This window comes from Parabacteroides sp. AF14-59 (assembly GCF_003479515.1).
Lineage (GTDB): Bacteria > Bacteroidota > Bacteroidia > Bacteroidales > Tannerellaceae > Parabacteroides > Parabacteroides faecis.
Genome location: NZ_QUHH01000026.1, coordinates 12,345 through 35,329 on the forward strand (window position 1 = coordinate 12,345; position 22,985 = coordinate 35,329).

The following is a 22,985-nucleotide window of genomic DNA, read 5'->3' on the forward strand; positions in this document are numbered from 1 at the left end:
ATGAATATACCGATAATCATAGTACATAGGGGAGATACATTTTATCTGAAGCTTGTTTTAGAACAAATCCGTTTATTTAATCCTCATACTAGAATTTGTTTGATCAGTGATGCTTCTACTGATAAATATTGTTTTGTAGAGCATTACAATATTGATGATTATTCGAAAGGAGCTGATGCTTTTAAGATGGCTTATATACATATGTCATCTAATCCCTATGATTATGAATTGATATGTTTTCAGAGATGGTTTTGCATTCGGGATTTTGTAAAAACTCAGAAAATAGAGAATTTTCTTTGTATGGATTCTGATGTATTGCTGTATTGTAATATTGATGAAGTCATGCAACAATATATATCTTATGACTTTACTACATGCAATAAACAAGGGCCTGGCTGCGCTTTATTCAATATATCTTCTATATCTGATTTTTGTGAATATATGATGTCTATGTATACAGAAGATATTCTTTTAAACAAGATGAAATCTATGTATCAAGAGATTATTGATAATAAACAATTGGGCGGTGTATGTGATATGGTTGCATTTGTCTGGTTTCAGGATAATACAAAATGCAATGTGATAGACATTGCTATTCCGACGAACGGTACATGTTTTGACGGATGTATTACATGGGGGCAGGGTTTCGAAATGGAAGACGGTAAAAAGAAGGTTTATTGGATAGATAATCTTCCGTATGGAAAATTAATGAATGATCAATCCCTGGTTCGATTTTATTGTTTGCATTTTCAGGGACGTTCGAAGTATTCAATGTATAAGTATATAGTGGATGAGCATAAAGTTCATCATTCCGGTTTTTGGTATAATTTAAAATGGTCCTTGTCAAAAGAGATATTGGGGGCCAGGTTGAAAGGAATAAAAAAAGCAATTCATAATCCACAAATGATAGTTAATTTTGTGAAGGCAAAATTGAAATAAAGTATCAATGGCATTGTTCTTGATATCAAAGGTTCGGCGCATTTTCTATAAATTGCAGATGTAAGGATAATGATATTTGGGGTATAAATCGAAAGAAAGATATAATAATGATAAAGTCGAAAATTAATCCTATACTGACTTTAGAATATTTAACTTCACAACCTGAAAATAAATATTTCGATAGGAAGTCTGCTAAAATTAAAGCTTCTGATATTGCCGATTTAGTTGTTGCATTTGCTAATGCGGAGGGTGGAACTATTGCTATTGGGATAAGTGATAAAACAAGGACAATCGAAGGTATAAATCATTGTGGTGTAGAGAAAATAAATAGTTTTCTTGCTGTGCCTAAGGACTGTTGTAAGCCAATGCCGGTTTATGAAGAAGAGTTTTTGGATGTGACAAATTCTGCTGGGCAGAAAGATCAAATTTTACTTCTCCATATTCATGCGAGTGTAGATCAGATAATAAGAACGACTAATGATTCCACTTATTTAAGAATAGGTGATAAGACTAAAGAGTTGAAAGGAGCTGATTTACGGAATTTAGAATATAGTAAAAGTAGTCGGCACTATGAAGATGAATGTAATATGGATGCTTCGATTTCGGATTTAGATTTAGAAGTTGTTGCAGAGTATAAACAGTATATAGGAGCTACTCATTTATCAATGGAACAAGTGTTGCGTGCTCGAGGTTTTTTGAGGAAACGGGGTTGCGATGAATATCTGACAAATGCAGCAGTATTATTATTTGCACAGAATGTACAACAATTTTATCCGAACTGTAGAATACGATTTATTCGTTATGAAGGAAGTTCTGCTCAAGTTGGTACAAGTATAAATATCATTAGAGACGTTAATATAGAACTGCCAATATTGAAAATCATTGATGAGGCTAAAAGATTTATATCATCTCAATTGAGAGAATTTACTGCATTGAATCAAAAAAGCGGTAAATTTCAAATAGTTCCGGAGTATCCTGAATTCGCTTGGCTTGAGGGAATTGTTAATGCTGTTACTCATCGTGAATATGGTATGGCAGGGGGATATATCAGGGTTACCATGTTTGATGATCGATTAGAGATTTTGAGTCCAGGGAAATTACCAAATGTGGTAACAATTGATAATATAAGGGAAACTCGTTATTCGAGAAACCCTAGAATCGCAAGAGTCTTAACAGATTTTGGTTGGGTTAGAGAGTTGAATGAGGGAGTGAAACGTATTTATTCGGATATGAGAGAATTCTTTTTGGACGATCCGATATATACGGAACCGGAGCAGTCGGTAAAACTTGTGTTGAAAAATAATATTGTGATGCGAACTATACGGCAGTCTGCACGTATTGAAGCGAATGTTGATGGTGATATCTGGAATCAACTAGATGAGTTAGAAAGGAAAATACTAACGTATATGGGGAGTCGGTCAAAAGTGATTCGCTCTGAACTGGTAATGCACACAGGCAAAGCGAGTAGAACAATAATAATGAGATTGAATCACTTGATTAGTTTAGGTATTATCAAGCGTAATGGAAGGATAAATGATCCGACTCAAACTTATGAGATGGTTTAGTTTGTTTTTATGTGTTTTGCGAAGTAAATGCGAAGTAAATGCGAAGTAAATGCGAAGTAAATGCAAAGTAAATGCAAAGTAAATGCAAAGTAAATGCAAAGTAAATGCAAAGTAAATGCAAAGTAAATATGATTATGTATGCAACAACCTGTTTTCTCGATCATTACAATAACATATAACGCTTCCCGCTGGGTGGAGTCGACCATTTTGAATGTGTTGAGCCAGTCGTATCCGAATGTCGAATATATTATTATTGACGGAGGGTCGACCGATGGGACTGTAGATATTATCAAACAATACGCTTCCGGAGTTTCTTATTGGGTCAGTGAACCGGATAAAGGTATATACGATGCAATGAATAAAGGGCTTCAAAAGGCTACGGGAGATTATGTGTGGTTTGTTAATGCTGGTGATTCTTTATATACTTCTGATACCGTACAAGGTGTTGCTTCCTTAATTCAAAAAAAGAAAGTGCTGCCTGATATTATTTACGGGGAAACTATTCTTATTGATGAAGAAGGAAAATCGCTGGGGAAACGGAGGTTGAAAGCTCCGGATAAACTAACATGGAAGAAATTTCGGATGGGAATGTTGGTTTGTCATCAGTCATTTATAACAAAACGGACAATTGCTCCGTTATATGATTTAACATATCGTTATTCTGCTGATTTTGATTGGTGTATCCGGTGTATGAAACAGGCGAAGAGAATATATAATACACGGATGACCCTGTCTAATTTTCTGGATGGCGGAGTCAGTACGACTCAGCGTAAAGCCTCATTGAAAGAAAGATATGATATAATGTGCCGGTATTACGGGACTGTATCAACATCCCTGCTTCATGTGTGGTTTGCCATTCGCTTTTATTTTGCAAAGTGGGTGAAAGGAAGAGTATAAACGAAACAATATATAGAAGATACATATTATGCATAGTATTATGAAAAATGTGGGTAAGCATGTTGCTGCCCTGATTTTATTTTTAGGGTTGGTAATGGCTTATTTTTCTCCGGCTGTATTTGACGGAAAAGTCATTAGACAAGGTGATAATGTGAAAGCGGCAGGTATGGGCGGTAGTCAGGTAGATAAATATGCCAAGACGGCTGAACCTGGGGAGTTTAGTGTCTGGTCGGACGCTATGTTCTCAGGGATGCCTTATGGACCTGGATATGGAAATCCTGCACCCGAGTTACCATCCTACAGCATCGTTGATAATTGGTTGAAACAACCTGGATATACTCATGCTGCGATGGTTTTTACCGGATTGGTATGTTTTTACCTATTGATGTGCATAATGGGGGTAAACTGGTGGTTGGCAATTGCAGGGGCTATTGCTTTTGCCTTTGCTTCCTATAATATAATTATTATAGAGGCTGGGCATATTGTAAAAGCTTATGTAATAGGATATATGCCTATTACATTGGCGGGGATGTTCCTTTTATTTAAACGAAAATGGCTTTGGGGAGCAGTCTTGTTTCTCTTAGGAGTGGCTTTCTCTTTATTAAATGGGCATATCCAGATTACTTATTATTTGGTTTTGTTGTGTTTATTCGTTTATTTGGGATATTCTATAAAGATGATCAGAGAAAAATTAACAGCAGATTGGTTAAAGACTTCTTTGATTATGCTTGCTTGTGTCGTATTGGCAGTTCTTCCGAATGCAAAACATATGTATGCTAACTGGGACCTTGGCCAACACTCGATTCGTGGGGCGTCGGAACTGACTCCGAAACCGGATGAAACGGGAAAGGTGGAAAAAGCATCTTCCGGGTTGGATAAAGATTATGCATTTCAGTGGAGTTACGGTTGGAAGGAACTGCTGACTGTTATGATCCCGGATGTATATGGTGGTAGTTCAGGAGGTACGCTGGATAGCTCTTCCGAATTATATAAAGAATTGAAGAAAAATGGGGCACAAGTAGGGAAAGAGGTACAGACTTATACCTATTGGGGAGATAAACCGTTTACGTCGGGTCCTGTTTACTTTGGGGCATTGGTGTGTTTCTTGTTTGTACTTGGAATGTTTGTGGTGCGTAATCCGATGAAATGGTGGTTGTTCGCAGGTTCTATTTTCCTGACATTCCTGGCATTGGGACGTAATTTTGATGCGTTTAATGATATTATGTTCCATTATCTGCCTTTGTATAATAAGTTCAGAACGGTGGAGATGGCTCTGGTTATTCCCGGATTTGTATTCCCTATTGTTGGTATTTGGGGATTACGGGAGATATTCAGAGGAAATGTCGATGATAAAACAATGAAGAATGGCTTTTTGTGGTCTGTGGGTATAACGGGAGGTATTTGTCTGATTATCTTCTTGATACCTTCGTTATTGTTGAATTTCCATTCTGTATATGATGCACAGTTCCAGAATCAGGTACCGGAATGGTATTATACAGCCTTGTTGATGGACCGTGCTTCTTTGGCTTCGGCCGATGCGCTACGCTCTCTGATCTTTATATTATTGGGAGCAGCTTTATTGCTTTGGTACTGGAAAGCTAAAAATAAAAAGACGGCTTCCCTGATCGTGAGTGCCGGTATGGCAGTGTTGATACTGGTTGATTTGTGGTCTGTCGACCGTCGTTACCTGAATGATGGTAATTATGTAAAAGAGAAAGCTGAAGAAAGTTATAAGGAAAGCGTTGCCGATAAAGAGATATTTAAGGATACGGATGAATCTTACCGTGTGTTTGGCCTGACTAATCCCTGGCAGGACACCAACGTATCTTACTTCCACCATTCTATCGGAGGATATCATGCCGTTAAATTGCGCCGCTATCAGGAATTGATCGATCACCGCCTCGATGGCGAATATCGTAATATAATCGGAGCTTTGCAGAAGGCACAAACAATACAGGATATAATGCCTGTCCTGGCAGCTTCTCCTTCCCTGAATATGCTGAATACCCGTTATATTATTTATAATCCGGATCAGGCTCCGATCCGTAATCCGTTTGCTTATGGGAATGCCTGGTTTGTAGATAAGATCGATATTGTGGAGAATGCAGATGCGGAGATTGAGGCCTTAAATACGATCAATCCTCTGGAAACGGCTGTTGTGGATAAGAGTTTTGCAAAAGACCTGGAAGGCTTCACCCCTCATAAAGATTCTACAGCAACGATTGTATTGGAGAAATACCGTCCTAATCGGTTGACATATAAAACGAAGGCTTCTTCGGAGCAATTAGCTGTATTTTCTGAAATCTACTATCCGGGCTGGAAAGTAACGATCGATGGAAAAGATGCAACTCATTTCCGTGCCGATTGGATCTTGCGTGGTATGTTGGTTCCGGCAGGAGAACATACGATTGTTTTTGATTTTCATCCGGATACTTATGTTCTGGCGGCTAATGTCTCGGCATATAGCTCTTTCCTGATCCTGCTGTTATTGATTGTGGCAGTGGGCTGGTCCGGCTGGCAGATATGGCAGAAAAAACGTGATTAATCGATTTGTATAGAAGATGCGTATTCTGTTAGATAAAGTCGGTAAGCATGTTGTAGCAGTTCTTCTGTTCCTGGCATTGGTTATGGCTTATTTCTCTCCGGGAGTGTTTGAGGGAAAGGTCATCAGCCAAAGTGATAATATTAAGGCAGCCGGGATGGGAGGCAGCCAGGTCGATGAATATGCCAAAACTGCTGAAGAAGGAGAATTTAGTGTCTGGTCTGATGCGATGTTCTCCGGAATGCCTTATGGACCGGGATATGGAAATCCTGCTCCGGAACTTCCGTCTTACAGTATAATCGACGGTTGGCTGAAGAAAGTCGGTTATACACATGCGGCAATGGTTTTCGTCGGTTTAGTCTGTTTCTATTTGCTGATGTGCATAATGGGAGTGAACTGGTGGCTGGCAATAGCTGGAGCCATTGCTTTTGCGTTCGCATCTTATAATATTATAATAATAGTAGCAGGACATATTGTAAAGGCGTATGTTATTGCTTATATGCCTGTTACTTTGGCAGGAATGATCCTGTTATTCAGGCGCCGGTATCTTTGGGGCGCTGTGATCTTTTTATTGGGAGTCGCATTTTCTATCGCTAACGGACATGTTCAGATTACTTACTATCTGGCTTTACTCTGTTTTTTTATTTATCTGGGATATGCGATCCGGCTGATCAGGGAAAAGTCGATAGGGGAGTTGGGCAAAGTATCGGCGATTATGGTCGGATGTGTCATACTGGCGGTATTACCCAATACACAACATCTCTATTCTAACTGGGATTTGAGCCAGCATTCCACTCGTGGGCCGACGGAGTTGACAACAACAACTCCTGCCGGGGAGAAGATCTCGACCGGACTTGATAAAGATTATGCATTTCACTGGAGTTATGGAAGGATGGAACTCCTCACTTTATTAGTTCCGAATGCCTATGGGGGTGCCAGTATCGGTACATTAGGCAGCGATTCCGAACTTTATAAGGAGATGAAAGCCAATGGAGCCCAGGTAGGAAAAGAAATACAGACTTATACCTATTGGGGAGATAAAATGAGCACATCCGGACCTGTGTATTTCGGAGCTTTGGTCTGTTTCCTGTTTGTTCTGGGAATGTTTGTGATCCGTAATCCGATGAAGTGGTGGCTGTTTGCTGCTTCTGTCTTTTTTGTATTTTTGGCGTTAGGTCGTTATTTTGACCTTTTTAATGATGTTGTGTTTCATCATTTGCCTTTGTATAATAAATTCAGGACGGTAGAGATGGCTTTGGTTATTCCGGGGTTAATATTCCCGGTCGTTGCTATCTGGGGATTGCGGGAGTTATTTGCAGGAAATGTAGGGGAATCAGTCCTGAAGAAAGGCTTTTTGTGGGCATTGGGACTTACCGGAGGAATCTGTCTTATCCTGTGGCTGATGCCATCTCTACTTCTGACTTTCCAGTCTCCTATGGATGTAAATATACAAAATCAGTTTCCGGACTGGTATTATACTGCTTTGTTGAGAGATAGAGCATCATTGACTTCTGCCGATGCACTACGTTCTCTTATCTTTATTCTTCTGGGGGCAGCTTTATTGTTCTGGTATTGGAAAGCGAAAGATAAAAAGAAAACGGCCGTTTGGGTGAGTGCAGGAATTGCAGTTTTGATGCTTGCAGACCTTTGGACGGTCGACCGGCGTTATCTGAACGATGGCAATTATGTAAAAGAGAGTCCGCAGGAATCTTATAAAAAACGGCTTGCAGATGCGGAGATACTGAAAGATACCGATCAGTCCTATCGTGTATTGGGGTTGAATAATCCCTGGGAGGAGACGACCGTTTCCTATTTCCATCACTCTTTGGGCGGATATCATGCTGTTAAATTACGGCGTTATCAGGAACTGATCGAACATCGTCTGAATGGAGAGTACCGGAATATAATCGGGGCTTTACAAAAGGCACAGACGATAAGAGATATATTACCTGCCCTGGCATCTTCTCCTTCTTTGAATATGCTGAACACACGCTACATCATTTATAATCCGGATCAGGCTCCGATCCGTAATCCGTTTGCTTATGGGAATGCCTGGTTTGTGGATAAGGTGAATGTCGTAGCGAACGCAGATGGGGAAATTGAAGCCTTGAACACGATTGATCCCCAGGAAACGGCAGTGGTGGATAAACGGTTTGCGAAAGATCTGGAAGGTTTTATTCCGGAGAAAGATACTACAGCAACGATCGTATTGGAGAAATACCGTCCAAACCGTTTAACCTATAAGACAAAAGCTTCGTCAGAACAACTGGCTGTCTTCTCTGAGATCTATTATCCGGGTTGGAAAGTGACAATAGACGGGAAAGAAACAACCCATTTCCGTGCCGACTGGATATTGCGTGCTATGTTGATTCCGGCCGGGGAACATACGGTCGTTTTTGATTTTTACCCGGAGAATTATGTGATAGCTGCCAATATATCTTCTTATAGTTCCTTCCTGATTTTATTATTGCTAATCGTTGCAGTGGGCTGGTCCGGCTGGAAATACTGGCGTCAGCAACATTCTGCTACTACAGAAATAAAATAACGATGATTTCTTATTCAATCATAATACCCGTATATAACCGCCCGGCTGAGGTGCGTGAATTATTGGAGAGTCTGGTCAATCAGACCTGTAAGGATTTTGAAGTCCTGATTGTGGAAGACGGCTCTGTCGTCCCTTGTGATGAGGTCGTTAAGGAATATGAGGATAGATTGAATATCCGTTATTTCTTTAAACCCAATTCCGGTCGTAGCCTGACCCGGAATTATGGAATGGAACGGGCCGAAGGGAAGTACCAACTGTTTTTTGATTCCGACTGTATTATTCCGGAAGATTATTTTGAGAAAGTAACAAACTATCTGAAGGAAACGAAGGCTGATTGTTTCGGTGGTCCGGATAGGGCACATTCCTCTTTTTCCCTGATGCAGAAAGCGATCAGTTATTCGATGACCTCTTTTCTGACTACCGGTGGTATCCGGGGAAGTAAGAAAGGATTGGAAAAGTTCGTGCCCCGTACGTTCAATATGGGATTCTCCCGTGAGGTTTATCAAAAAGTGGGTGGGTTCAAGGATATGTTCGGAGAAGACATCGACTTGAGTACACGTATCCGTAAGGCTGGATTTACAGTGGAACTGTTCCCGGATGCTTATGTTTATCACAAGCGCAGAGTGAGTCTTAAATCATTTTACAGGCAGGTTTATGTGTTTGGGATGGCTCGTGTCGATTTATATCAGATGCATCCGGACTCTTTGAAATTAGTTCATCTGCTACCTGCTTGTTTTGTTCTGGGAGTGGTCTTTTTACTGTTGTCGTCCTTGGTTTGTCCCTGGGCTTTACTCCCTTTGGGAATTTATATACTGGCTCTTTTTCTGGAATCCCTTTGGGTTAATAAGAGTTTGCCGATCGCATTGCTTTCTATTGTGACCAGTTTTATTCAGTTGGGAGGATATGGCATAGGCTTTATCGGTGCGTTTATCCGCAAAGTGATTCTTAAACAGCAAGTGGATGTGGAAGCAGAGCTAAAAAAACATTACAAGAAGAAAGCCTGAAGAAACGTATAATAAAGAAAAGGACCTGGCAGAGTATTTCCAATACATCTGTCAGGTCCTTTTTGTTTCAATATCTGTAATGATCCGCCTTATATGGTCCTTCTACCGGAACTCCGATATACTCAGCTTGCTTAGGACTCAATTTAGACAGTTTCACTCCGATCCGTTCGAGATGTAGGCGGGCTACTTCTTCGTCCAGACGTTTCGGCAGGCGGTAAACACCTACTTCATAAGCCATCTGCCACAAATCCATCTGTGCGAGCACCTGGTTGGTGAACGAGTTACTCATCACGAATGACGGGTGACCGGTTGCACAACCTAAGTTAACCAGACGGCCTTCAGCCAGCAGGAAGATAGAATTTCCTGTCGGGAAAGTATATTTGTCTACCTGCGGTTTGATATTGGTATGCTGGATATTCGGATAGTTGATCAGGTTGTCTACCTGGATTTCATTGTCAAAGTGACCGATATTACATACGATAGCCTGGTCTTTCATCTGAGACATATGACCGATTGTAATGATATCGCAGTTACCGGTCGTCGTAACGAAGATGTTACCTTCTTTCACAGCATCTTCCATTGTAGTTACTTCAAAGCCTTCCATAGCGGCCTGCAAAGCACAGATCGGGTCGATTTCCGTAACCAGTACACGAGCCCCGTAGGAACGCATGGAATGGGCACAACCTTTACCGACATCGCCATATCCGGCAACGACAACGACTTTACCGGCAATCATCACGTCGGTAGCGCGTTTGATACCGTCGGCCAACGATTCGCGGCAACCATACAGGTTATCGAATTTGGACTTCGTTACGGAGTCGTTTACATTGATAGCCGGAACCAGCAGTTCGCCTTTTTCCATCATCTGATACAGGCGGTGTACACCGGTGGTTGTCTCTTCCGAAACACCTTTCATTTCTGCAATTGTACGGTGCCAGCGTCCGTTATCTTCTTCCAGGATGCGATGTAAAGTATCCAGAATTACCTGTTCCTCATGGTTTCCGCCTTTACGGTTGATCGTTTCTGCGTTATCTTCGGCACGGTATCCCATGTGAACCAATAAAGAGGCATCTCCGCCATCGTCAACAATCATGTGAGGGCCTTTCCCGTCGGGGAAACGAAGTGCCATGTCGGTACACCACCAATATTCTTCCAGCGTTTCACCTTTCCAGGCAAAAACGGGAACGCCATCGGCAGCGATAGCCGCAGCGGCATGGTCCTGTGTAGAGAAGATGTTACAGCTTGCCCAGCGTACATCTGCTCCCAACGCAACTAATGTTTCGATTAACACTGCAGTCTGGATAGTCATGTGCAGTGAGCCGGTGATACGGGCACCTTTCAGAGGTTTCTGATCGGCATATTTCTGGCGCAGAGCCATTAGTCCCGGCATTTCGTGTTCGGCGATCTCGATCTCTTTACGACCGAAGTCTGCCAAACTCATATCTGCCACTTTATAAGGCAGATTAGTTGGAAATAATTGTGACATAAATAATACTTATTTTGAATGTGTGGCAAAGATAAGAAATTATTAGGTTGTTCAGATAATTCCTGGGGACAAACATAATCATCCCCTGGTGTCTTCAAAATTTCCCGCTTGGGAAACTCCGGTTTCCAAGGCAGGAAACGCTAGTTCCCTCGGCAGGAAATTACAGTTCCCCAGGCAGGAAACCGGAGTTTCCTGAGCTTGGAATTACGAAAAAACTGTAATCGGTTGTGTAATAGTATTATGAGTGATACTTTGCAAAAGGCGATAAAAGAGTATACAAATAACGCTGATTAAGCAGATTCACACAGATTTCATTTCTATTTAAAACGATAAATCTGCGGTTATCTGTTTAATCAGCGTCATCTGCGCACCGGTAATAAAATTCCGGACTTATACTGGAGTAATGCCTTGTTCGGCAAGCAACTTGAGGCTGAGGTCTTTCAGTTTAAACTTCTGTATCTTTCCGCTGCCGGTCATCGGGAAGGTATCGACGAAGAAGATGTATTTCGGTATCTTGTGGCGGGCGATCTTGCCGCGGCAGAAATCTTTTACCACATCGTCTGTCATCGTTACACCTTCATGCAGGATGATGAAAGCGCCTACTTCCTCTCCGTATTTCTTGGACGGAACGGCTGCCACCTGCACGTCTTTCACACCTTCCAGGTGATACAGGAATTCTTCTATCTCACGCGGATATACATTTTCTCCGCCACGGATAATCATATCCTTGATGCGGCCGGTGATGCGATAATATCCGTTTTCATCTTTTATACCGAGGTCGCCACTATGAAGGAAACCGTCTTTATCGATTACTTCGGCTGTAGCGGCAGGGTTGTTGTAATAACCTTTCATGTTATTGTAACCGCGGTTACACATCTCTCCTTGTACACCGACCGGGCATTCTTCGCCGGTTTCCGGGTCGATAACGCGCACTTCCGTAAATTCAAAGTCGCGTCCTACCGTGTTATGACGTGCTTCCATCGGATCGTCGATGCGTGAGTGTGTCATACCCGGAGATGTCTCCGTCAAGCCGTATACACTGGTTACTTTCATATACATTTTCTCTTCCACCTGGCGCATCAGTTCGACCGGGCAGAGTGAACCGGCCATAATACCGGTGCGGAGTGAGGTAAGGTCGAACATCGGGAACATCGGGTGGTTCAGTTCGGCGATGAACATGGTCGGTACGCCGTAAAGAGCCGTACAACGTTCTTTATGGATAGATGCCAGCACGACCAGCGGGTCGAATTTCTCAACCATCACCTGTGTACATCCGTGTGTCAGTACGTTCATGGATGCCAATACCACGCCGAAGCAGTGGAAGAGGGGAACGCAGCAACATAGTTTGTCGTCGGCAGTAAATTTCATGTGCTCGCCGGTCAGCAAACCGTTGTTGGCAATGTTATAGTGCGTCAGCATAACCCCTTTCGGGAAACCTGTCGTACCGGAGGTATATTGCATATTGACAACATCGTGGCAATTGACGAGCTTTTTGGCTTCTTCCAGTTTGTCGTCGCTGATGTTTTCACCCAGCAGTAACAACTCCGGTGTATTGTACATGCCGCGGTATTTCTCCTGACCGATGTAAACCACGTTCTTCAGTCGTGGAAAACGCTTGCTTTTCAGGTAACCGCGTTGTGATTCCTTTAACTCGGGGAGCATGGAATACATCATATCGATATAACTTCCGTCGAATACACCGTCGGTGATACACATGGTATGTATATCGGCATTTTCAACCAGAAATTCCAGTTCGTTCTGCTTATAGTTCGTATTTACCGTAACGGCAACGGCCCCAATCTTGGCAGCTGCATAAAGGAATGTCAGCCAGTCGGGTACATTGGTTGCCCAGATACCTACGTGTGTGCCGTGTTCGACACCGATAGACAGCATACCTTTCGCCATCCGGTCGACACGTTCGTTAAACTTTTTCCATGTGAAACGCAGGTCACGATCGGAATAAACCACGTATTCCTTGTCCGGCGTCAAAGTGGCCCAATGTTCCAGCCATTGACCTAAAGTCTTGTCCTGTAATTGTATTTCCATATCCTTCGGTCAATTAGTACGGGGTATAAACAACTCCAAGTATTTTAGCTGTGCTGTCGGCGGCAGCGTGAACATGATGGGCAACGATAGAATCGTAGTAAATACTGTCGCCTTCTTCCAGTAAATACGTATTTTTCCCATAGTTTATTTCAACTACGCCGGCCAGTACATAAATAAATTCTTCGCCTTCGTGTGTGGAAAGAACGAAATCAACACCTTCTTCTGATGGGGAAACATCGATCAGGAACGGTTCCATATGCCGCCCGGACTTATCCTGCGACAGGGAGTGATATTCCATGTGTTTGCGGTTTTCCATCGAATTGTTGGTGAAACCGATGCTATTGGAATCGTTGCTGTCTTTTTTGCGGCAGATAACCGGACCCAGTTCTGACTGGTCGTCGAGGAATGTTCCCAGACGGACACCGAGTACCCGTGCTATTTTGATAAGTGGCGCTAGTGAAGGAAAGTCTACATTACCTTCTATGCGTTCGATCTGTTCGATACTCAGGCCGGAGCGTTCGGCTACTTCTTCAACGGAAAGTTGTTTTGATTCACGGATACTTTTAATTTTGGCTCCGATGATTTTGTTGTTTCCCATAAGTATGTTTATTTTAGATTTTCTTTTAATTTGTAACTAAACGCCGCAAATTTACATTAATATTTTATTTTACCATGTAAATTGCTGAAAGAAAAAAAGGGCAACCCTTGTATGAGTTGCCCTTTTGTAACTTCCGGAGAAGTAGTTTCTTATTTTCTGATACCAAGCTCTTTAATGATAGCACGATATCTGTTGATATCAACTTTAATCAGATAGTCCAATAAACGACGACGTTTACCTACCAACATTTTCAGCGCTCTTTCAGTGCTGTAATCTTTGTGATTACTTTTCAGGTGCTCTGTCAAGTGTGCGATACGAACTGTGAACAAAGCGATCTGGCTTTCTGCTGAACCTGTGTCAGTTGCAGATTTGCCATACTTTTCGAATAATTCTTTTTTCTTTTCTGAATCTAAAAACATGATTCTTTGTACTTTAATAAATTGATACTATATTATCTAAGCGGATGCAAAGGTAGGCATTCCTTTGAGATATACAAGACTTTTCATCTTATTTTTTGTATTTTGAGACATGAATGACATATATATATCGTAAAAATGTCGTATTTTTGCAGCCAATAAATTAGTCTTCGATGCAAAAACTCAGAAACATCGCGATTATCGCGCACGTAGACCACGGCAAAACGACGCTTGTGGATAAGATGTTATTAGCCGGTAAGCTTTTCCGTGAAGGACAGGCAGAACCGGATCAGTTCATGGACAACAATGATTTGGAACGTGAACGAGGAATTACGATTTTGGCCAAGAATGTCTCTATTAATTATAAAGATTACAAAATCAATATTATTGATACTCCGGGTCACGCCGATTTCGGAGGAGAGGTAGAGCGTGTATTAAACATGGCCGATGGTTGTTTGTTGTTGGTCGACGCGTTTGAAGGGCCGATGCCTCAGACTCGTTTTGTATTACAAAAAGCAATCCAGTTGGGATTGAAACCGATTGTGGTTATTAATAAGGTAGACAAACCGAACTGTCGTCCGTCGGAAGTTCAGGAAATGGTTTTCGAATTGATGTTCAGCCTGGACGCAACGGAAGAGCAGTTGGATTTCCCGACAATCTATGGTTCTGCAAAACAGGGATGGATGTCGACCGACTGGAAAGAACCGAAAGAAGATATTCTGGCATTGTTGGATGCTATTATTGAATATATACCGGAACCGAAAGTGCTGGAGGGAACTCCTCAGATGCTGATCACTTCGCTGGACTTTTCAAAATATGTCGGACGTATCGCGGTTGGACGTGTTCATCGCGGAGAGCTGAAAGAAGGCCAGGAAGTTATGTTGTGTAAACGTGACGGTTCGATGGTGAAATCAAAGATCAAGGAAGTCGATGTATTTGAAGGTTTAGGCCGTACAAAAGTATCTTCTGTTCAATCGGGTGATATTTGTGCTGTAATCGGAATCGAAGGTTTTGAGATCGGTGAAACGATTGCCGATGTGAATGAGCCGGAAGCATTGCCGACAATCGCTATCGACGAACCGACCATGTCTATGCTCTTTACGATCAATAACTCTCCGTTCTTCGGTAAAGACGGTAAATTCGTGACTTCACGTCATATATTTGAACGTTTGCAGAAAGAGCTGGATAAGAACCTTGCATTGCGTGTGGTTCCGACCGATTCAGCCGATTCGTGGTTGGTATATGGTCGTGGTGTGCTTCACTTGTCTGTATTGATCGAAACGATGCGTCGTGAAGGATACGAATTGCAGGTAGGTCAGCCGCAGGTTATCATCAAAGAAATAGACGGTGTAAAATGTGAACCGGTAGAACAGCTGACAATCAATCTTCCGGAAGAATCATCCAGCCGTATTATCGATATGGTGACAAAACGTAAAGGTGAGATGACGATGATGGAAAGCAAGAACGACCGTATGCATCTTGAGTTCAATATACCTTCACGTGGTATTATCGGTTTGAACAATGCTGTTCTGACTGCTTCTGCCGGTGAAGCGATCATGGCTCACCGCTTTCTGGAATATCAGCCGTGGAAGGGAGATATCGAACGTCGTAACAATGGCTCTATCATTGCGATGGAGACCGGAACTGCGTTTGCCTATGCTTTGAACAATCTTCAGTCACGTGGTCGTTTCTTTATTGCTCCGCAGGAAGAAGTTTACGCCGGACAGGTAGTGGGAGAGCATACAAAGGAAGGTGACCTGGTTGTTAACGTAACAAAGTCGAAGAAACTGACGAATATGCGTGCTTCCGGTTCAGACGATAAAGTGTCTCTGGCTCCTCCTATTGTATTCAGTCTGGAAGATGCCCTGGAGTATATCAAGGGAGACGAGTATGTAGAAATCACTCCGAACAATATGCGTATGCGTAAGATCATCCTGGATGAAACAGAACGTAAACGTCAGGGTAGATAATTTACATCTATAATATAGAAAAGCCGGGTTCACATCGTGTATCCGGCTTTTTATTTGGTATCTACTTTTATTTTAGTGCAGATGCGTAGTTGTAGATTTGTAAGACGTTGTCGATGTCGTTAAAATCGATCTTATTGTCATCGGCATATTTCTTTAGCTCATTTTTATGGTTCGGAAAGGCTTTGAGGAATTGCTTTTCGTTGATGAAGCGGTATTGTTTTCCCTTACGTTCTATCCGGAAGATCTTGTCGATGCGGGTCAGGATCAATTTTTCCGTTTCCAGTTTATGCATGGTGCTGCCTGACTGGAACGACGAATAAGTGTCGACAGCCGATGTTTCCGAACGGCCGCCGTAGCCTACTTGTTTCCCTTCCCATTTTAATGAACCTCTGTACTGTACGAAAATAGGCGGATCTTTCTGTAACACCTCCGTTGCCCCGTCTTTAGTCGGGAGGAATATTCTTTCCCCGATTTTAATCGTTGCAACCATGTCCGGCTCAGAGAACTCTTTGATGTTATTTTTGTCGTATTTATCCCGGAATAAAAATTTCTTGATCAAAAGACTGTAATTTAGCGGAACATTGAATACCCGCCCGTCTTTGTAGTACACATGCCCGTTTTCGAAATGCTGCAACAGGAATTGTGTGCTATCGATCGGAACTCGTTGTGCGTGAGCTTCAATCAGAAAACCTATACTGATAAATAGAAAAATAGCGAGCCGTTTCATAATGCTTAAGATTTATGTCTGCAATATACAACTTTCTGATTAATAAAAGAATGACTTGTGATTTTTTTGTATTTGATAAGTTCTGGAAATGAAAAAGGCCATCTCATTACGAGACAGCCTTTTTTTATAGGATTGTGGTAATATCTAATTACTTAACCAAGCTAGCGAATTCGCTGTTAGTTGCATATTTTGCAAATTCCAGGTCGATAGCAGCTTCTTTAGCCAAAGCTCTGTCAGCAGCGATAGCAGCCTTCAGGTTGCTTACAACGCCGTTAGCGTCGTTTGTACGAGCAGCTACAACAGCTTTCAGATAAGAAGTGATTGCGTCAGGATTAGCAACAGCGTTCAGAGTCTGAGATGCTTTGCTATAATCTTTTACCAAGATCTGAGCCAATGCAGCGTTGTTAGTCTTAACAGAACCGAAAGAGTTAACAGCCTTAGCCCATTCGCCTTGTTCCAGGTAAAGAACACCCAGAGCTTCGCCTAATTCAGCTACGCCTGCAGCGTTACCGAACAATTGCTGAGCTTTAGCCTGGTCACCCTTAGTCAGAGCGATAAGACCTAAGTTCATGTTAGCTTCGTTGTTAGCCTTAACAGAGTTAGATTTGTTGAACATCTGTTCAGCCTTAGCCAGGTCACCAGCCTTGAATGCCATCATACCGATGTTGTTCCAAGTGCGGTAGCAGTTAGGATACAGCTCAGAAGCTTTAGTATAGATTGTCATCTTTTCAGCATCGTTGTTAGTCAGAGTAGCAGCATACAGAATTTCTTCGATGTTCAGTTCAGAAGGATTGCTCTTAGCCAATGCGCTGATTTCGTCGTCAGACTTACCGATGATTTCGATGTTAGCAGTCAAACGAGAACGACGTAACTGAGGTAAGATAGTTTCTGCCAGATCAGAATATACAGCAGAGATGTTTTTGATTTCTTTTTCTCTTGTTTCAGGATCCTGGTACATAGAGATAACTCTTAATACGAGGTCTTTATCCTGCAGGTTAGAAGCAGATACCAATTCTTTGAAGCCTTCCCAGTCCTGAGCAGTGTAACGTGCGTCAACCGGAGCATCCACTTTCATTTTCTTCAATTCTTTAGCCAGATATTTAGAAGTATTACCTTCACGTCTTTCAGCCAAACCTGTATTCAGTTTAACACCACCATCAGGAGATGCATAAGCAGAAATTTCGATTGCTACGTTCTGGTTAGGAGCTTCGTCTGCATTTTTAACCAAGTCTTTCCAGTCTGCGATAGCAGTAGAGTTCAGTTCTTTTGAACGAAGTTCAGCCTGCTGGATCAAGAACATGATGTTAGCATCGTGAGCTTCTTTGATAATACGCTGGAATTTGTCAGCAGCGATAGCAGCAGTTGCAGTAGCAGCGTCAGCCAGTTCAGAAGTTGCGATTACACCTTCACCGATCTTTACGTCCGGCAATTTAACTGTTTTGTTTTTGATCTTTGCATCGAAAGTCAGATACAATTCTGATTTCTTCATTTCAGGTTTGTAAGTGAAAGCAGATTTCATGGTTACGTTAGCACCTTCTTTCTGCGGGATAACCTGATTGTTACCTTTTACTTTCTCACCCTGATAAGTGTAAGAAGTTCCCCATGCTTCACCACCGGCATAGCGAAGAACCGGAGTTACTGTTACAGTTGCTTTCTTGTTGAACCATTTTGCAGGGAAAGTAGCGTTGATAGTCACGGGTACTTTGCCTCCGATAGCCTCTAGCGGCTGCGGCTCAGCTTTGATGTACTCTTCAGCTAGCGGTTTCAACTTGTTTGAACAAGAAGAAAGGGTTAAAATTGCTGCCATTACAAAGAATGACAATAAAAACTTTTTGTTCATAATTTGATGTAAGTTTAAAATGTTACTATGTTTATATATTCACTTTCAATTGTCCCTTAGCCATCAAAGTGCAAAACTAAAGCATTTTTTTGTTATGAATAGCAAAGATACGATAAAATCTTTCTAATTAATACTTATTAATGAATCCGTGCCTCTTTTTTCCTTAAAAAGGATATAAAATGCAGGATTTACGGACGTTCTAATGATGCTTGTCCGACTGTATTTTAGTTAAAATTTCAAGTTTCATTTCTCTTTGTCTATCTTGACATGCTTCGTCTGTCGTTCACTTATTGTGTATTTTTGATTAAAATAATATCTTTTGCGTAAAACCCGTCTCGCCGTAGGTGATTTGTATCAGATAAATACCTGATGTGGCACCTGCTACCGGGATCGTATTTTGTCCGCTGCGGACAATCCCGCTTTGTAATGTATTTCCGTTCATGGATATGATGGAATATTGGGCTTCACGGATTGTGGCAGGTAGCAGGATATGGACTGTTTCGGATGCCGTTTCCGTGAATATGCGAATTGGGTTGTTGTTGTCGATAGGTGTGTTGGCAGAAGCCGTATTGTATTGGATGACGGGATCGATGAACAGGGAAGTGCTCATGGGAGAGGCCGGATGGGCGGATGCCTCTATCCATTGCCCTTTGTAGTTGATCCACGTAGTGTTTTTGCTTGTTTCTCCTTTCGGGAGATTATATGCCGAGAAAGAGGTGGCGGCAGTTGCTGTCTTGATCTTATATCCGATAAAGAAATCGCCGGATACATCTACCGGTTCGGAAAACGTGATGAACGTCTCCTGATCACGGTTCAATGGCTTAATGGAATCGATAAAATCGATGTTGTTATTGGTGGTTACGAACGACGGTTTGAATGATTCGGTATGTAGCAATGTTTCCGGTTTGCCGGAGCCACCGTAAACAGTAATTTCTACATCTATCTCTTTGTCTTTGGTTATAGCCGGATTCACGATATATGTACCGTATATTTTCGCCTCTCCGGTTATTTTGTAAGCTTCAGCGAACTCGTTCATGTTCAGCGAATTGTTTCCGAAGGCCGGACCCGTTCCGGGAGAGGGGAGGAGCGTCGCTTCTACATTTTCCGCTTTTCCGCTTTCTTTGACATTGCTCAGACGGATGCAAGGGGTGGCACTGTAAGGGTCGAGTCCTTTACAGGTTCGTGCAGTGTTTGTTCCTGCCTGGTCGAGCCATGCTTTCAGTTGTTTATCTGCGTCCGGCGAGACGTCCCAGCTTTGGCTTAAAGCGAAATAGAAATCGTCATAAGGTGACGGACAACTGGATATACCTCCTGAAAGTCCTCCGATAATTTGGTTGTTATTATCAAACAAGCCGGAGCCGGAGGACCCCGGGCGTGTGCAGCCGTCGGTCCATTCTTTTATGTGCCAGTGTCCGTTCTTTATAAAATTATCTGTAAATGGATAGGTCGTTAACTCGACTTGATCGGTCGTGTTGAGCCGTTTTACAGAACCATCCGGGTGATGGATTCCGACATAGGGGGCAGAACCTTGATCTTTTGCATTCCAACCGGCATAATAAGGTTGGTAATAGACCGGCGGAATTTCCGTCAGTTCAAGTAAGGCCATGTCGGTGCTTTCGTTGGTCGCCCTGAAATGAGTCGAAGCCATCGACATTTCTTCCGTGCCTTTCATAACAGGATCGCAAAGTGGACTTTCGTAATTAAAGAATGTAACGATATTACCTGCTATCATTTCATAATCAGGATTTTTGATTGCGAACTGATCGTTCAGGCAATGTGATGCCGTTAACAGATAGGGTTTTCCGTCGTTCGATGTGTTATTAATTAAAGTACCCGAACAGGCATTTTGTCCATTGACGATGATCAGTACAGAACTACGGCCTATTTCGTTGTATTTGTCCGTATTGTTTTGGAAGCATGCCAATGGTTTTATGCACCAATGATAAATAAGGCTGTGCCCGACAGGTTCATGTCCTCTGAGGTTGCGGTAATCATGATTTACCTCACCTACTTTCAATCTGCCGTGAAACGGAACATTGGCAGGTTCCTGATATTCGATGATCAGTTCGTCGCCCTGGACCGGTGAGACGGGGAGTCTGCCTAACTCGGAGTTGTTCAGATGGTTGAAAGCGCCTAATATATGTGTCTGGTCCGGGTTATACAAGAAAAGCTGGGCGCCTTCCGGAATTTCGTATTCGGAGAATAGGACATTGATCGAGTAGGCTCCTGCCGACCGTATGCCTAACCGCCATACCCGCGTGCCATCAGCTTGCGTGAACCAGTTTCCTGAATTCTCCGGGGTAAAATCTGTCATGAATTTGTAAGCGAAATGGAATCCGCTACGCAGGTCACTTTCATTCAGTGAGTCGATTCGTAATTGTTCGGCAACGTCGAAAGGAGGCATCTCTTTGAACTGGCTTCCCGAACGGGTACTGAGTGTCGCAAACGGAAGAGGTTTGCCTCCGTGGCTGACCTGCCCTGCCAATTGGTTAGATGACAATATACACAGGATGAAAAGTGTGACTAGCTTTTTCATATACGTGCAAATATATGTTTTTCTTTTAACTAATTAATTGTTTCTGGTGAACAAATTTGTGAAAGCACTCCCGTATTTCGTGATTTTTATCTAAGTTTGCCAAGCGAAAAAGAATGATTCTGAAATTGTAAAACCAATATTACATAATTAAATAATAAAGATATGGCAACACCTCCTTTTAAGTATCAGGCACCGTTCCCACTCGGACCGGATACGACAGAGTATTATCTGCTTACAAAAGAGTATGTATCGGTATCCGAGTTTGAAGGACAACCGATGCTGAAAATTGCAAAAGAGGGACTTACAGCGATGGCTAACGCTGCTTTCCGTGACGTGGCTTTCATGCTTCGTCCTGAGCATAACGAACAGGTGGCTAAGATCCTGAGCGATCCGGAAGCCAGCGACAACGACAAGTTCGTGGCACTGACTTTCCTGCGTAATGCGGAAGTATCTGCAAAAGGTCAGCTCCCTTTCTGTCAGGATACCGGTACGGCTATTATCCACGGTGAAAAAGGTCAACATGTATGGACAGGATATTGCGATGAAGAAGCGCTTTCTCTAGGTGTTTACAAAACGTATACGGAGGAAAACCTGCGTTATTCACAGAATGCTCCTTTAAATATGTACGACGAGGTAAATACGAAATGTAACTTACCTGCACAGATCGACATCGAAGCTACCGAAGGTATGGAATATAAATTCCTTTGTGTCGCTAAGGGCGGTGGTTCAGCCAACAAGACTTATCTGTTCCAGGAAACGAAAGCGATCCTGAATCCGGCAACCCTGGTTCCGTTCCTGGTAGAAAAAATGAAGACATTAGGTACGGCTGCTTGCCCTCCTTATCATATTGCGTTCGTTATCGGCGGTACTTCTGCTGAAAAGAATCTGCTGACAGTGAAGCTGGCTTCCACTCATTATTACGATAACCTGCCTACAAGCGGTAACGAAGGCGGACAGGCTTTCCGTGATATCGAATTGGAAAAAGAAGTATTGGAAGCTGCTCATAACATCGGTCTGGGAGCCCAGTTCGGTGGTAAGTATTATGCTCACGACGTTCGTATCGTTCGTCTACCCCGTCATGGTGCTTCTTGCCCGGTAGGTATGGGGGTTTCCTGTTCTGCCGACCGTAACATCAAGTGTAAGATTAATAAAGACGGTATCTGGATCGAAAAGATGGATTCAAATCCGGGTCGCCTGATCCCAGAAGAATTACGTAAAGCAGGTGAAGGTAATGCTGTAAAGATCAATCTGAACCAGCCGATGGCCGATATCCTGAAAGAACTGACTAAATATCCGGTTTCAACTCGTCTTTCTCTGAGCGGAACGATCGTTGTAGGTCGTGACATTGCTCATGCCAAACTGAAAGAGCGTATCGACAAGGGTGAAGGTCTGCCTCAATACATCAAAGATCATCCTATTTATTATGCAGGTCCTGCCAAGACTCCTGCCGGAATGGCTTCCGGTTCTTTCGGCCCGACAACTGCCGGTCGTATGGACTCGTACGTGGACTTGTTCCAGGATAATGGCGGTAGCATGATCATGATTGCCAAGGGTAATCGTAGCCAGCAAGTAACAGACGCTTGTAAGAAGCATGGTGGTTTCTATCTGGGAAGTATCGGTGGTCCGGCAGCTATCCTTGCACAGGAAAGCATCAAGAAAGTAGAATGTCTGGAATATCCGGAACTGGGAATGGAGGCAATCTGGAAGATCGAAGTGGAAGACTTCCCTGCATTTATCCTGGTTGACGATAAAGGCAACGATTTCTTCAAACAACTGAAGCCGCGTTGTTCTTGCAGTAAATAAACTATTGCTAAATAAGAGGTAAAGAGCCTGCTCCGTTTGTTCGGGGCAGGTTTTTTTTGTGAATAAATGAC

15 protein-coding genes are annotated in these 22,985 nt (G+C 42.6%); 8 read left to right on the forward strand and 7 right to left on the reverse strand.

The features are described 5' to 3' along the window. The 6 genes from DWW23_RS21440 to DWW23_RS21465 all read left to right on the forward strand — a co-directional run bounded on the left by DWW23_RS21440 (nucleotide 1) and on the right by DWW23_RS21465 (nucleotide 9,492). Complete coding sequence (locus DWW23_RS21440; RefSeq protein WP_122356012.1) at nucleotides 1–939, forward strand: hypothetical protein; 939 nt, start codon at nucleotides 1–3, stop codon at nucleotides 937–939. Nucleotides 940–1,046: 107 nt separating this feature from the next. Beyond that, complete coding sequence (locus DWW23_RS21445) at nucleotides 1,047–2,504, forward strand: ATP-binding protein (RefSeq protein WP_122356014.1); 1,458 nt, start codon at nucleotides 1,047–1,049, stop codon at nucleotides 2,502–2,504. 138 nt (nucleotides 2,505–2,642) lie between these two features. Then, complete coding sequence (locus DWW23_RS21450; protein ID WP_122356016.1) at nucleotides 2,643–3,401, forward strand: glycosyltransferase family 2 protein; 759 nt, start codon at nucleotides 2,643–2,645, stop codon at nucleotides 3,399–3,401. A gap of 28 nt (nucleotides 3,402–3,429) precedes the next feature. Beyond that, on the forward strand, nucleotides 3,430–5,946 hold the full coding sequence (locus DWW23_RS21455) for a YfhO family protein (protein WP_122356018.1): 2,517 nt from the start codon (nucleotides 3,430–3,432) through the stop codon (nucleotides 5,944–5,946). A 16-nt stretch (nucleotides 5,947–5,962) separates the two neighbouring features. After that, on the forward strand, nucleotides 5,963–8,488 hold the full coding sequence (locus DWW23_RS21460) for a YfhO family protein (protein WP_122356020.1): 2,526 nt from the start codon (nucleotides 5,963–5,965) through the stop codon (nucleotides 8,486–8,488). 2 nt (nucleotides 8,489–8,490) lie between these two features. Then, entirely contained in the window at nucleotides 8,491–9,492 is a 1,002-nt protein-coding gene (locus DWW23_RS21465) for a glycosyltransferase (protein WP_122356022.1), read from the forward strand. Nucleotides 9,493–9,559: 67 nt separating this feature from the next. Here the strand turns inward: DWW23_RS21465 and ahcY are convergent, their stop codons facing one another. The 4 genes from ahcY to rpsO all read right to left on the reverse strand — a co-directional run bounded on the left by ahcY (nucleotide 9,560) and on the right by rpsO (nucleotide 14,041). Then, nucleotides 9,560–10,978 carry an adenosylhomocysteinase gene (gene ahcY, locus DWW23_RS21470; protein WP_122356024.1) on the reverse strand — a complete coding sequence of 473 codons (1,419 nt, stop codon included), beginning with the start codon at nucleotides 10,976–10,978 and terminating at the stop codon, nucleotides 9,560–9,562. Nucleotides 10,979–11,368: 390 nt separating this feature from the next. Next, nucleotides 11,369–13,024, reverse strand: coding sequence for an AMP-binding protein (locus DWW23_RS21475; RefSeq protein ID WP_122356027.1), 1,656 nt, complete (start codon nucleotides 13,022–13,024; stop codon nucleotides 11,369–11,371). A gap of 13 nt (nucleotides 13,025–13,037) precedes the next feature. Next, nucleotides 13,038–13,622: a helix-turn-helix domain-containing protein gene (locus DWW23_RS21480; protein ID WP_122356029.1), complete on the reverse strand. Its 585-nt coding sequence runs from the start codon at nucleotides 13,620–13,622 to the stop codon at nucleotides 13,038–13,040. Between the two features lie 149 nt (nucleotides 13,623–13,771). Then, nucleotides 13,772–14,041: a 30S ribosomal protein S15 gene (rpsO, locus tag DWW23_RS21485; protein ID WP_122356031.1), complete on the reverse strand. Its 270-nt coding sequence runs from the start codon at nucleotides 14,039–14,041 to the stop codon at nucleotides 13,772–13,774. A gap of 170 nt (nucleotides 14,042–14,211) precedes the next feature. Here rpsO and typA point away from each other — a divergent pair, with 170 nt between their 5' ends. Further along, nucleotides 14,212–16,008, forward strand: a complete 1,797-nt coding sequence (typA, locus tag DWW23_RS21490) for a translational GTPase TypA (RefSeq protein ID WP_122356033.1) — start codon at nucleotides 14,212–14,214, stop codon at nucleotides 16,006–16,008. Nucleotides 16,009–16,075: 67 nt separating this feature from the next. On the opposite strand, the gene DWW23_RS21495 is transcribed toward typA, so the two are convergent. The 3 genes from DWW23_RS21495 to DWW23_RS21505 form a co-directional block, all read right to left on the reverse strand. Further along, nucleotides 16,076–16,735 carry a hypothetical protein gene (locus DWW23_RS21495; RefSeq protein ID WP_122356035.1) on the reverse strand — a complete coding sequence of 220 codons (660 nt, stop codon included), beginning with the start codon at nucleotides 16,733–16,735 and terminating at the stop codon, nucleotides 16,076–16,078. A gap of 148 nt (nucleotides 16,736–16,883) precedes the next feature. Further along, the gene (locus tag DWW23_RS21500; RefSeq protein ID WP_122356037.1) at nucleotides 16,884–18,575 is read right to left on the reverse strand and encodes a hypothetical protein; all 1,692 of its coding nucleotides are present in this window, start codon (nucleotides 18,573–18,575) and stop codon (nucleotides 16,884–16,886) included. Between the two features lie 304 nt (nucleotides 18,576–18,879). Further along, nucleotides 18,880–21,111, reverse strand: coding sequence for a trypsin-like peptidase domain-containing protein (locus DWW23_RS21505; protein ID WP_122356039.1), 2,232 nt, complete (start codon nucleotides 21,109–21,111; stop codon nucleotides 18,880–18,882). A gap of 162 nt (nucleotides 21,112–21,273) precedes the next feature. Between DWW23_RS21505 and DWW23_RS21510 the strand changes: the two genes are divergently transcribed. Next, entirely contained in the window at nucleotides 21,274–22,914 is a 1,641-nt protein-coding gene (locus tag DWW23_RS21510) for a fumarate hydratase (protein ID WP_122356041.1), read from the forward strand. Nucleotides 22,915–22,985 lie beyond the last annotated feature (71 nt).